At 38.1% G+C, this 12,380-nt stretch carries 11 protein-coding genes; 5 read left to right on the top strand and 6 right to left on the bottom strand.

All coding sequences use genetic code 11. The features are described from left to right. Window positions 1-7: 7 nt before the first annotated feature. Complete coding sequence (locus MKY46_RS18760; RefSeq protein ID WP_036122861.1) at window positions 8-907, bottom strand: 3-hydroxyacyl-CoA dehydrogenase; 900 nt, start codon at window positions 905-907, stop codon at window positions 8-10. A 221-nt stretch (window positions 908-1,128) separates the two neighbouring features. Continuing rightward, window positions 1,129-2,025 (bottom strand): copper oxidase, encoded by an 897-nt coding sequence (locus MKY46_RS18755; protein ID WP_036122857.1) that lies wholly within the window; start codon window positions 2,023-2,025, stop codon window positions 1,129-1,131. Between the two features lie 342 nt (window positions 2,026-2,367). Here MKY46_RS18755 and MKY46_RS18750 point away from each other — a divergent pair, with 342 nt between their 5' ends. Beyond that, window positions 2,368-3,429 carry an S-layer homology domain-containing protein gene (locus MKY46_RS18750; RefSeq protein WP_036122855.1) on the top strand — a complete coding sequence of 354 codons (1,062 nt, stop codon included), beginning with the start codon at window positions 2,368-2,370 and terminating at the stop codon, window positions 3,427-3,429. 58 nt (window positions 3,430-3,487) lie between these two features. Here the strand turns inward: MKY46_RS18750 and MKY46_RS18745 are convergent, their stop codons facing one another. The 3 genes from MKY46_RS18745 to MKY46_RS18735 form a co-directional block, all read right to left on the bottom strand. After that, window positions 3,488-4,450, bottom strand: a complete 963-nt coding sequence (locus MKY46_RS18745; RefSeq protein ID WP_230593935.1) for an IS3 family transposase — start codon at window positions 4,448-4,450, stop codon at window positions 3,488-3,490. Continuing rightward, entirely contained in the window at window positions 4,393-4,818 is a 426-nt protein-coding gene (locus tag MKY46_RS18740; protein ID WP_036126546.1) for an IS3 family transposase, read from the bottom strand. The genes MKY46_RS18745 and MKY46_RS18740 overlap by 58 nt, the downstream gene beginning before the upstream one ends. A gap of 115 nt (window positions 4,819-4,933) precedes the next feature. Continuing rightward, the gene (locus tag MKY46_RS18735) at window positions 4,934-5,620 is read right to left on the bottom strand and encodes a ZIP family metal transporter (RefSeq protein ID WP_230593770.1); all 687 of its coding nucleotides are present in this window, start codon (window positions 5,618-5,620) and stop codon (window positions 4,934-4,936) included. Between the two features lie 234 nt (window positions 5,621-5,854). On the opposite strand from MKY46_RS18735, the gene MKY46_RS18730 reads away from it, so the two are divergent. Both MKY46_RS18730 and MKY46_RS18725 read left to right on the top strand, forming a co-directional pair. Next, window positions 5,855-7,543 (top strand): FAD-dependent oxidoreductase, encoded by a 1,689-nt coding sequence (locus MKY46_RS18730; protein WP_036119590.1) that lies wholly within the window; start codon window positions 5,855-5,857, stop codon window positions 7,541-7,543. Window positions 7,544-7,679: 136 nt separating this feature from the next. Further along, window positions 7,680-9,284: a GNAT family N-acetyltransferase gene (locus tag MKY46_RS18725; RefSeq protein ID WP_036119593.1), complete on the top strand. Its 1,605-nt coding sequence runs from the start codon at window positions 7,680-7,682 to the stop codon at window positions 9,282-9,284. Between the two features lie 44 nt (window positions 9,285-9,328). Here the strand turns inward: MKY46_RS18725 and MKY46_RS18720 are convergent, their stop codons facing one another. Then, window positions 9,329-9,952, bottom strand: a complete 624-nt coding sequence (locus MKY46_RS18720; protein ID WP_036119595.1) for a hypothetical protein — start codon at window positions 9,950-9,952, stop codon at window positions 9,329-9,331. Window positions 9,953-10,164: 212 nt separating this feature from the next. Between MKY46_RS18720 and MKY46_RS18715 the strand changes: the two genes are divergently transcribed. Both MKY46_RS18715 and MKY46_RS18710 read left to right on the top strand, forming a co-directional pair. Then, window positions 10,165-11,766: a Na/Pi cotransporter family protein gene (locus MKY46_RS18715; RefSeq protein ID WP_230593771.1), complete on the top strand. Its 1,602-nt coding sequence runs from the start codon at window positions 10,165-10,167 to the stop codon at window positions 11,764-11,766. Window positions 11,767-11,799: 33 nt separating this feature from the next. Continuing rightward, complete coding sequence (locus MKY46_RS18710; RefSeq protein ID WP_036119600.1) at window positions 11,800-12,249, top strand: SACOL1771 family peroxiredoxin; 450 nt, start codon at window positions 11,800-11,802, stop codon at window positions 12,247-12,249. Window positions 12,250-12,380 lie beyond the last annotated feature (131 nt).

Below are 12,380 nucleotides of genomic sequence, written 5' to 3'. Positions count from 1 at the left end.
TGAAGCATTAACCTTTTAAGAAGTCTGGTTTAGCAAAGCTTGGGTTTGGATATGTGTAGAAGCCTTCGCCAGTTGCACGACCAAGCTTACCTTTTTCAATGTACTCTGTTTTTAATAGGTTAGCTAATTTTTTCATGTTTTCATCGTCAGTAGCACTTGCTTTCGCTTCCACAATGTTATAGGCTGTGTTAATGCCGACGATGTCTAGGATAGCAAATGGCCCAAGTGGAGCACCAGTACCAATCATCCATGTTTTATCAATCGTTTCTGGATCAGCTACTTCCTTTACAAGCAAAGATTCAGCTGCATCTAAAAATGGCACAAGCAATGAGTTTAAAATATAGCCAGGTTGTTCTTTATATAATGGTAGAGGTACCATGCCGATTGCACGTGCAAATTCTACAACCTCATCAAATACTGTCATATCTGTACCAGGGTGTTTCATAATTTCAGCTGTATTGTTTTTCCAAATAGTATTTGCAAAGTGGAGAGCTAAAAATTTCTCAGGGCGTCCAGTTGCCTCAGCAAATTGACTAGGTAATAAAGTAGACGAGTTTGTTGCAAAGATTGTTTTTGCTGGTGCTACTTTGCCTAGATTTGTGTAAAACTCAGTTTTGATGCTCACAACCTCAGGAATTGCTTCAATTACAAGGTCTGCATTCGCAACAGCTTGAGCTAAGTCACTATTAAAAGTAAGACGTGCATAAGCAGCATCTACTTCTTCTTGTGTTGCACTTAGGTCTTGTTGATACAAGGGTTTTAAATTTGTAATGCGATCCTGTGCATTTCTTAGAGCCTCGTCATTAATGTCGTAAACGGTTACATTAAAACCTTTGAAAGCAGATTGGTAAGCAATTTGACTTCCTAATACACCGCTACCTGCAACCGTAATGTTTTGATAATTCATCGAAATTCCTCCTTTGAAATTGTTACATTAATATAATAGTGTGGATAGGTAGATAATCCTTCGTTACAATTCCATACTACTTCTAACCTTCAATAAAAATCAAATGATAGACTCTAATATTATAGAGATATAAAGATTTATGTGATGTTCCTTATCAAGTATGTACCCAATAATAAAGAAATATAACGTTAAAAAGAACAGCTTTTAAGCTGTCCTCCATGTTAAAGATAATTCACTGTAGTAAACATGCCCCCAATACCAGGTGCGCCATTGTTTGTAACATGATGGGGCATATGGCAATGGATGGGCCAGATACCAGGGTTATTAGCCGTAAAGCTTATATCCCATGTTTCACCAGAGGCAACAAGAATGGTGTTTTTAGCAATTTGTGTGTGGCTAGCGATAGGAAAACCATCTGCCCCAACGACATGGAATTGGTGACCGTGTAAATGGATGGGATGGTGATGCATTTGGATGTTGCCAAAACGAATTTTTACAGTATCACCCAAATGTACGGCTAATGGCTTTGTGAAAGGATAGCATTTGCCATTGATCGTGAAGAAATTAAATTCAGGCTTAATAAAGTTTAAAGGATACGTACCTTTTGTAAGCTTCCCCCAGGATAATTGATCGACAGCCCATTCTTGTAATAGGCATAGATAATCCTTGTGCTGAGAAATGTTTTGTAAGTATGGGTCTTCAACGATAAATCCGCCTAAAAGGCCAGCATTATCTTGCACAGCGACATTCACATGCGAATGATACATATATGTTCCGGGAGGGTTTTTAATTGTAAAATGATAATCGAAATAATGCCCTGGCTCGATAAAAGGTGACGGTTCAATGGGAGGAACACCATCCATTGTGTTCGGGACAAGTAAGCCGTGCCAATGTACACTAGTTTTTTCAGGTAGTCGATTAATGACACGAATACATATATGATCCCCCGGATAAACACGAATGGTTGGCCCAGGTGTGGAACCGTTGTAGCCCCACGCCTGAATGAAGATTCCATCGACAAGCTCCCACGTTATTTCTTCTGCAATCAAAGTGAAAAACTTCGTACCATTTACTTGCGTGACATAGGGTAAATCTTTAATACCAGGGGTGATAACCATTAAGAAGCCTCCTGTAAGCATGATTTTCTATTGTATGTTTGTCGTTGTTAAATTTAGGACATGTGAGGCGGATGGTTTCAATAGCATCTATGACTAGAAACACACATAAAAATCATGCTAGTAATTAATATAAGGCGGTAATATTATTAAATTTTTTTAGAAATAATAAAAAATTACCTTGTCGCTTAATTGAATACATGCCGAAATAAAAAGGGAAGTAGTAAAATTTTAGTATGTAATAAATAGGTCTTTCTTATAATTATTGAATTATTTACATATTTTTATAGATTTACTAAGTCCTGTTTTAGTACACTTGGTGTATGAATTGAAGGAGGAAGAACGATGAAAAAAGTAATGTTAGCTGGTGCACTAAGTATTGCATGTTTAACAGGAGGATTTGGTGGACAGGCACAGGCACAGGAAACTGTAAATGTGGCAAATATTATCCATCCAAAGCAGGCTGTTGCAGCTACTAGTCAATTACAGGCAATGTCCTATCAAGATATTTATAAAATGCTATTGCTATCTAAAATAGGCTTTGAGAATGATGAAGTCTCGATTGTTACAACGAAAAATAGTATTACAGTAAAAATTTCGTTAGAGTCGATTCTTCAATCCTACAAGGATGGTACAAACCTATATCCAGAGGGAGAAAAAGAATTTAAAGAAAACTACGAAGAGCTTAAAAAGTTATTCGGTAATGCGATTCAAATAAAAATTACGCAAACTGGCAATGGTTTTAAGAGTGAAGTTTATACAGCAGGGAAATGGGAAGCTGTTAGCACAGAGGATTTAAATGATATGGTTCAAGTATTTGCTCGTGCAGATGTTGAGTTAAAGCCAGGTGGTTATTTTAAGGATGCCATTGGTCATTGGGCTGAGAGCTATATCCAATTGCTATATCAAGCTGATATTATCACGGGTACATCTGCCACAACTTTTAATCCGAATGGACAAGTAACTAGAGGAGAATTAGCGGCCATTATTTTCCGAGCATCTGGCTTAAATGTAAATGAAGATTATGAGGGACCAGCTACTTATACGGACCTGAATGGATTCTGGGGTGCAAAGGAAGTAGCGATTCTAGAAGAGTATGGCTTAATTGATATTTTTAATGGTGAAAAATTTGAGCCGAAAAAGCCTGTTACACGCGAGGAAATGGCATACATTACGGCTAGATATTTAGAAAGTATGGAAGTTAATGTTTCACAAGTGAGCACAACTAATACTTTCACAGATAAAAATCAAATGCGTAAAGAAACAGTAGAAGCTATTGGTCTCTTACAGCATTTAGGAATTTTAAATGGCACGAATGGGAAGTTTAACCCGAAAGGAAATCTGACTCGTGCAGAGGTTTCTAAAATTTTAACGCTTACTTTAATGCTACTAAGTGAAGAAGAATAATGAAAAAGGATGTCTCTAATATAAAGTGTACCCTTTGTAAAGGACATTTTGAAAAAGGTTAGGCAACTTCTTGAAGCTGCTGTCTGTATTTTACAGGCGGCAGCTTTTTTAAATTCCATTGCCCTCGATAATGATTGTAGTAAATCATATAACTCTTAATTTCTTTCTTTACTTCTTCTAACGTTTCACATGCTCTAATAGTTGTTTCATCTTTAAAATGCCCAAAGAATGATTCTTGTGGCGCATTATCCCAACAGTTTCCTCGACGTGACATGGACTGTCCTAAGCCAATTTTCTTCACTAAGGCTCGAAATTTTGGATTCGTATAATGGAAACCTTGATCCGAATGGATAAAGGCATCTTCCCTTAAATGGCGATGTTTCTTCAATTTATGTAAGGTATTGAGCGCAATTTCTATACTCAATGTAGAAGATACTTCATAAGCTAAAATTTCATTTGTTTCGGCGTCTTTTATCGTTGATAAATAAGCACGTTTACCGCCTCCATATATTAAATATGTGATGTCGGTTAGTAATACTTTTCCTGCCACACCTTGCTTGAAGTTGCGGTGTAAATTGTTAGGGCATATACGATGTTCCTTCGTTGCTTTTGCCATACGACGCGCTGGATTCGCTTTTCGAATGGGACAGATAATATTAAACTTTTTCATAATGCGACGGATACGCTTAAGGTTGTACGTAATTTCATATTGGTTTTCTAGTGTCATTTTTATTTGACGTGCGCCTTTCTTTCGTCCTCGGAAATGAAAGGCCTTTAAAATGACTTCTTTCACCACTTCATCTTCTTCATTCTGTTTTTGACGAGTTAAGACAGCTTCTACTCTAAAATAGCGATAGTAGCCTGAGCGTGAAACATGTGCCATTTCACAAAGATATCGTACCATTCGTTTTAATTGATATTTTTCAATAATTTGATGGATTAACTCAAATTTTTGTGTAGTACTTATTTTGATTTCTTCCTTATCAGCTGCCTTTCGAGTTGATCTAGCTTTTTTAAAAATTCGTTTTCTGCTTCTAACAATTTCATCTTCGCTTCTAAGCGGGCGTATTTTTCTTCTATACTTAATACGCGTTCTAAAGGGCGACCTGAAGCATGTTTTCTAGCATCTTCTAAACCTGTTAGCCCATGCTCTTTATAAGCTGTGCGCCAACGATTCGAAGCTCTCCGAATACGCGCTGGACCAAGGGCTTCAATGTCAAAACCCGCCTCAAGGAAAATTTCACTTGGATATTTTCCTTTATCGTATTCATCAATAAAAAATTCTTTAAATTCATCTGTATAAGTAATGGCTTTCGCGCTTACTGATTTGACGTATGGATTTAATTTTAATTGTGCCTGTTGTTGTTCCGAAAAAAAATTTTTAGTCATACTATTTACCACCGCTCGTTTTTTTCTTCATTATAAATAAAAATACCCTATAAGATGACCTTTTGGAAAGTGTCTATCTTATAGGGTACATTTTATATTAGAGACACCCTTTTTTTTACTCCACAAGTATATGGAAAATATAGCTGAGGAAATAGCCTAAAAAGAGGTAGATAAAAAATGATTTAAATGAGACTTTCTGTAGCTGATGCAAAATAAATTCAGAAATACTAGCCGTGGCAATTAATCCTATCGATATCCCCATTAAGACCCCTTGTGCTTTCTCCGGTAAAGACCAGTATTGTCCAAACCAAATAAAGATACTAAAGAAAATAGAGAAGATAAAGAAATAAATGAAAAGTCTCCATAGCTTTTCCCCTTGAGAAATAAGTGCGGTTGAAAGAGCAAAGCCTTCTGGAACATGGTGAAGAATAATAGAGGCTGTGAGAGAAATACTTAAGGCAGCATTTCCAAGTAAGTTTCCAACAGTGAGACTAATAGGGATTGTATGGATAATCATAGCAAGAGTTAGGAGAGAAACCGATGGATTTTGTGTATGTGAAGCATGAAATAAGGTGTCTAGTAGTTGAAAGATGAAATAACCGATAAAAATGCCTAGTATAATACCGAATGATTGATAGATTTGAAATGAAGAAGGGATGATATCTAGCACAAGTATGCCTACTAGAAAGCCCCCACATAATAATGATAATCCCTGTGTCGTATGCTGAAATAGCTTAGAGAAAATCCAGGCAATCGCACCCCCAATGCTCACACTGAAAAATAGAAATCCGCCAAGTATCATTGCACTCACCTGTAAAGTTCCTCCGCCCTATCATAAACTTGAATGTCATTTTTCCAAATATATGCTAATTGGACATGAATATGCTTGCAAGAATGTATCTAGAAAGCGGTGGATAATTTCATAATGTAGGAAAATAGCGAATTCATTCAATTGACTGAATATTAGTTTAATTTTATACTTTTTAATAGAAAGACCAGATTCATCGATTAAGCTCATATAGGGAGGAATGGTTGAATGAAATGGGATGCAAGTTATGATGTAGTTGTAGTAGGATCAGGTGCAGCAGGATTGACAGCAGGTTTAACAGCAAAATTACAAGGATTGAAATCATTAGTGATTGAAAAAACAGCTCGCTACGGCGGTGCTTCTGCTATTTCAGGCGGTGCCTTATGGATTCCGAATAATCATGTCATTAAAGGCGCAGGTGTTCCAGATACACATGAGCTTGCACGCCAATATTTAGATTCAACAATCGGTGATCGTGTGCCAGAAGCATTAAAGGAAGCTTATATTACGAGAGGACCTGAAATGTTACGCTTTTTATACAATAAAACTAAGCATATACGCTTCCAGTATGCAAAAGGCTACTCGGATTATTATCCTGAAAAACCCGGTGGCTTGTCACAGGGACGTTCCATTGAACCACTGATTTTCGATTTAACGAAAATGGGTTCTTTAGCGAATACTATGCGTCGGGCAACACTATCAACAAAAGGCTTTACGATGAATAGTTACGAGTTTCATAAGGTGAATATGATTACACGAACGTTGCAAGGAAAAACGACTGCACTGAAATTAGGGGCGCGTTTAGTAAAATCAAAGGTGACAAAGAGTGACCCAGTAGCTTTAGGCGAGGCTTTAGTGGCTCGTTTACGGCTCTCTCTTGCAGAGGCAAATGGCGAGCTTTGGCTATCAACTGCCTTTAAAGATTTCATTATGGACAAGGGACGAGTGATTGGCATCGTTGTGGAACGTGATGGGCAAGAGCAGCGCATTGAGGCAAAGAAGGGTGTTGTTCTTTCATCAGGTGGCTTTTCACATAATCAGGCACTCCGCGAAAAGTATTTACCTAGCCCAACGAATGCTGCGTGGACTTCTTCACCAGAAGGGCAGACAGGCGACATCATTGAACCTGGCGTGAAAATTGGCGCTACGTTAGATTTAATGGATAAAGTGTGGGGAGCGCCTTCTGTTATTGATCCGCAAGGGCAACCATTCTTCCTAGTGGCAGATCGCGGTGTACCGAATATGATGGTAGTGGATAGCACAGGGCAACGTTTTGTTAATGAAGCGGCACCCTACCATGAATTTGTAGAGAAAGTGTACAAGCATCAAGAAGCAACAGAGCAGGCTGTTCCTTCCTGGATATTGATTGATGCCTCTGCTAAAAGCCGTTATATTTTTACAGGGCTGTTTCCAGGACAAGCCTTCCCGAAAAGTTGGTATGATCATGGCATCGTGAAAAGTGCGGAGACGATTGAAGAGCTTGCCAGAGAAATGGATGTGCCAGCTGAGAGGCTAGTAGCGACGGTAGATCGTTTTAATGACTTTGCACGAAACGGTCATGATGATGATTTTTATCGAGGAGATAGCGCCTATGATAATTACTATGGGGACCCGACATTACCAAATCCAAATTTGGCAGAGATAAAGAAAGCCCCGTTCTATGCATTGCGTTTATATCCAGGAGATATTGGTACAAAAGGTGGTTTAGTTGTGGACGAATATGCTCGGGTGATTAAGAAAGATGGTGAACCAATTGAAGGTTTATATGCTTCTGGCAATTGTTCAGCGTCTATTATGGGAGAAACGTATCCCGGACCAGGAGCGACAATTGGACCTGGTATGACTTTAAGCTATGTGGCGACAACATATATGGCCAAAGGAGTAGCAAAAGAAGAGGCATCACTTGTGAATGTATAAATTGGATGGAACCCTTCCAGCACGCTGATGAGGAAGGGTTTTTACATTGGGGAAATGTTCTAACACTTTCTTGCTAGGAATATAGTGGCTACTAAATGTATGGCGATGAAAACGGAAAAAGGAGCGATTTAGTACGTTGCTAGCTTATAGACTCATCACGGACATTGAAACATTAGAGCCCTATAGAAGTACTTGGTCAGGAATACTTGAACGAGAGCATAATAATAATCCTTTTATTGAATACGAATGGATCTCAACGTGGTGGACAACACTAGGGGCTCATGACAATGTAGAGATTTATGTAGTCGAAAATGAAGGCATGGCCATTGCTTTTTTTCCGTTCATTCATTCTGTGAGGTATGGAATCCATCATTTTAGCTTTATAGGACAAGGATTTGCGACCTATATGGAAGTCATAGCAGAAAAGCGATGGCTAGAGCAGGCAATTGCTTATTTAATAAAGGAATTTAGCCAAAAATATAAGCGTTATTTGTTAGTATTTCATGGCTTGTTAGAAAGTAAAATTACCTCGCAAGCGCTTGAAAAGTATGCCATAGAATACCAGATGCCTTATTCTATATTTCGAACAGTAACATCCTATATAGATTTTCAATCGATCTCATTGGATGAGTTTTTGAAAAAGCACCGGAAAAAATTCAAAGGCTTGAAGCGTCGTGAACATAAATTAAGGTCACTTGGTCAAGTAGTCTTTCAAAGTGTGAAGCACAATCATATACAGGATATGTTTACGTTATTTACAAGAAGATGGCAAAAGAAAATTGATAAAAGTGGTTTTACAGCAAAGCAAACTCGCTTATTTTATGAACGATTAGCCAAAACGAACAGCAAGGTATTACGAGTAGAAGTAGATCATTTGCAATTTGAAGGGCAGTGGATTGCTTTTACCATTGATCTATGCTGTAGAGAGCGTAACTTCTGTCAGGCAATGGGACATGAGCCTGATTTCAATCTATTTGGTCCTGGTCGCATCATAGAAAAAGAAAATATGTTAAAAGCCCATGACTCTGGCTATCGTTATTATGACTTAGGAAGTGGCTATGAGCCATATAAGTTTGAATGGTATACACATATTGATTTCACAAGGAAGTTTGTCATGAGTACAAAAGGGGTCAAAGAGCGTGTTATTCGAACATGGATGGTATTTCGTGATCGCCTGAAAGGTCTATTAACGAATAATCATCAGCTAGTGAAATTGAAGAGAGATCGACTAGGGGAACTGCGTTATTTTGTGAAGAATGCCAGTGCAAAAAATTGGTTAAAGGCTTTAACAAGCAGACTCCAACGAATTCTAGCCATTCATATATTAGACGTTTATATCGCAGGGCAAAATCAAGCAAAAGAATTAGTAAACTTTCAAGAGATAACAATGAAGGATATCATGACGCTGAATGAGCGAGCACATTATGTTGCAAGTTTCTATAAGGGCTATCGGCTGTTTGGGGAAAACAATCAAGTTTTATATAGGAGACACGATAAAATAGCAATTGAAGAAATGCTTGACTATTCTTATGAGCTGCCAGAAAATATGTCCTTTATCAGGGAATATGATAGCCAGCGACTAGCTGACATTGTTGCTGATGTGCAGCGTGAAGGGAGAGCGGTTTGTACAATCGCTTCATGGTATGATGGACACAGGCGGCGCAAGCTTCAGTATGCTGGGTTCCATAAGGTAGCCAAAATTCACATTGTGAAGTTGTTCAAATGGCGAAAAATATATTAATTCTAAAAAATAACACCCTCAGCTTTTTTGCTGAGGGTGTTTCATTAAAAATGGATACCAGGTTTATCGATTAGTTTACAGCCTGTACCATATTTTGCTTTTAACGCACCTTTGAATTGAGTGTGCTCAAGTTCAGGGAATGTTTGCTTCCAAAGCTCAAAGACATTATGACTGGATGCTTTGCCATCCTTCGTTAGTCGTGCAATATGGAAGCCGTATTCGTCATTACAACGAGCTAAAGGACGATTTTCACGGACCGTTAAAATGCGACCACTCACTGTCATTTCATATAGCCCTTCATAGCCAGCAATAGCACGGCTTTCTTCTGTTCCTTCAGCTACAGTTTCTTCTTTTTCTACCGCTGGTGCTACTTTTTCTTCTGTTGCTGCCTGTTGATTAGATGTTTGCGATTCCTCATTGCTGCTTGCTGCTGGAAGTTGTTCAACAATGACAAAATCTTTATTAGAAGCTTTATCGCTCATGGTCGCCATAACGTTCATAATAGAACCAACATAACGTAAAGGTTTATCTCGCCCTTCTTCAAAGACAAAAATATTATATTCGGTTTTATTGATCTTTTTCATAATAATATTGCCTGTTGTAATTGTAAAACCGATAAACTTATTCTTTTTAAGTGCTTGTATTGCTTCTTGCTTTGTTAAAATCATTTGAAAATCTCCTAAATAATTATTTATTCTATTCTACCATAAAAATTATCATCTTGTTTTTCGTAAAATTATGGATTATTTTGTTCGTTAAAGGAAAACATCCCTATTTTCTCAAATTCAATAATGGTACGATGAAGAAATAAAATGTCTCCAAAGAGGAGTCGAGCATCAATAGAGATTATTTAGTAGGGAGTGTTGATAGGTTGATCAATGTGCTAGGGGGCATCGGTTTATTTTTACTTGGGATGACGATGCTAACTAACGGTTTGAAGGAATTGGCAGGAGATGCCTTGAAAAAATGGCTAAATCGTTTTACAGGTGGGACCATTAGTTCGGTATTATCAGGAACATTGATGACGATGCTAGTGCAATCCTCCACCGCCACTACCTTGATTACCATTGGTTTTGTCAGTGCGGGTCTCCTCACGTTTGTCCAATCAATTGGTGTCATTATTGGCGCCAATATTGGGAGTACAAGTACTGGTTGGATTATTTCACTAATCGGCTTCAAAATTAATATGCAGACAATGTCACTGCCTTTCATTGCTCTTGGTGTGTTTGTGCAATTGCTTGCTCCTCGTGACTACAAAGCAGTTGGTGGGCTAGTTACTGGTTTTGGATTATTATTCTTAGGTATTGATGTCCTGCAGGGAGGAATGGCAGCTGTACAGGATAAAATTCCATTCGATGCATTTAGTGCAAATTCTATTAGTGGAATACTAATTTTAATTGTTTTAGGTCTTATTATGACAGTTATTATGCAGGCTTCTAGTGCCGCAATCGCCGCCACTTTAACAGCTTTATATGCAGGCGCTATTGATTTTGAACAGGCAGCTTATTTAGTTATTGGCCAAAATATTGGTACGACTGCTACAGCATTATTTGCTGCAATTGGTGCATCAACAGCTGCTAAACGAACAGCCGTGACACATGTATTGTTCAACGTAGTAACGGCTATTCTAGTAACATTTGGTGCAACGTTTATGTTCACTCTAACCGAATTTGTCACGAAATCCATCAATGGTAGCTTCGATGAAACATTAGGCATTGCTGTTTTCCATACATTATTTAGTGTCATCGGAGCCATTCTTTTTGTGCCTTTTGTACGCCCTTTCGCAAAGGCTATTGAAAAAATGATTCCTGAAAAAGGAAATCATTTAACACGGAATTTAGATGATAGTGTAGCTAAATTACCAGGGGTAGCTGTAGAAGTATCCTTCAATACGTTACAGGACATTACCAAGGAATTGACGACTGTCATTGTTATCCTTATACAAGGGAAAAAACGAACAGCCGAAATAGACAGTCAATTAGCTCAAATTGATGAGGCGATTGAAAAAACACGTTTATTTATGGATGCTATACAATCTTCTTCGCAAAAGGAACGTTCTAAGCATATAGCACTTTTACATGCTTTAGATCATTTGTACCGTCTATCTAAGGCATTACGTGAGCAGAACCCCAATGCCTTCCAATTGCAGGTGACGTTAACTCAAAAATGGTTAGAGGTATTGGAAAAAGTTCTATTGATTATCGATGAGGATGAGCGTTTACCTGAGATTGCAACTCTGCTTGAGGTTACATCCTCCGAAATGGCGGCAGTTCGACGTGACAAACGAAATGCGTACTTCGAGCATACTGTTGAAAATGTGGTAGAGTTAGAGACAGCCGTATCGAAAGTGGAGGCTTTACTGTGGCTTGATCGCCTTATTTATCACTATTGGCGTACAACGGCTCGCCTTGCTGAGTATCAAACCGTAACTAAAAAAGGTCGTCATGTTGAGGCAGAAAAAAACACAGCAATAGTTGAATAAAAGGAATACTCATCTCCAGAAGGAGGATATAGAATGGTTCAGCATAAATTTACAATGGATTTAACATGGGCAGAGGGAAGAAATGGTACAGGGAAAATCAAAGCAAGCAATTTGCAAACAGAAATTTCTATTCCTCAGGAAATGAATGGACCTGGCATTGGGACAAATCCTGATGAAATGCTGTTAGGGGCAGCGGCAACGTGTTATTTAATTACATTAGCAGCCCTCCTTGAAAGATCAGAAATTGAGGTGCAGCAATTATCCATGCAAGCGCATGGGTTTGTCAGTGTAGAAAATGGTGTATTTACTTATGAGAAAATTGTGCATAACCCAAGGATTGTTGTCCAAGCATTATCAGAACAACTTGCAAAAAGAGTGGAACGTTTAGCACAAAAGGCGGAACAAACGTGTATGATTAGTAAAGCGTTAAAAGGTAACGTTATGATTGAATGTGATGTTCAAATTTTGGAAGCAAGCATATAATAAGGCAAAAAGAGTTATTCAGCATAGGTCGCTGATATAACTCTTTTTTTTATAAAAGGAGGCACTTTTTTTTAATAGTTCTAGAAATGTTCAAAATGAATATATAGTGATAAGTGCTAAAAAAATGCAAA

The organism is Lysinibacillus sp. FSL M8-0355, from assembly GCF_038008985.1.
Taxonomy (GTDB): domain Bacteria; phylum Bacillota; class Bacilli; order Bacillales_A; family Planococcaceae; genus Lysinibacillus; species Lysinibacillus fusiformis_D.
This window is presented reverse-complemented; position numbering and strand designations above follow the sequence as displayed.

Coding starts and splice junctions, on each gene's coding strand:
- MKY46_RS18735 (WP_230593770.1), bottom strand. CDS start 5,620: ATGATACTTGGCGGATTTCTATTTTTCAGTGTGAGCATTGGGGGTGCG.
- MKY46_RS18740 (WP_036126546.1), bottom strand. CDS start 4,818: ATGACTAAAAATTTTTTTTCGGAACAACAACAGGCACAATTAAAATTA.
- MKY46_RS18710 (WP_036119600.1), top strand. CDS start 11,800: ATGGTTCAGCATAAATTTACAATGGATTTAACATGGGCAGAGGGAAGA.
- MKY46_RS18750 (WP_036122855.1), top strand. CDS start 2,368: ATGAAAAAAGTAATGTTAGCTGGTGCACTAAGTATTGCATGTTTAACA.
- MKY46_RS18730 (WP_036119590.1), top strand. CDS start 5,855: ATGAAATGGGATGCAAGTTATGATGTAGTTGTAGTAGGATCAGGTGCA.
- MKY46_RS18755 (WP_036122857.1), bottom strand. CDS start 2,025: ATGGTTATCACCCCTGGTATTAAAGATTTACCCTATGTCACGCAAGTA.
- MKY46_RS18760 (WP_036122861.1), bottom strand. CDS start 907: ATGAATTATCAAAACATTACGGTTGCAGGTAGCGGTGTATTAGGAAGT.
- MKY46_RS18720 (WP_036119595.1), bottom strand. CDS start 9,952: ATGATTTTAACAAAGCAAGAAGCAATACAAGCACTTAAAAAGAATAAG.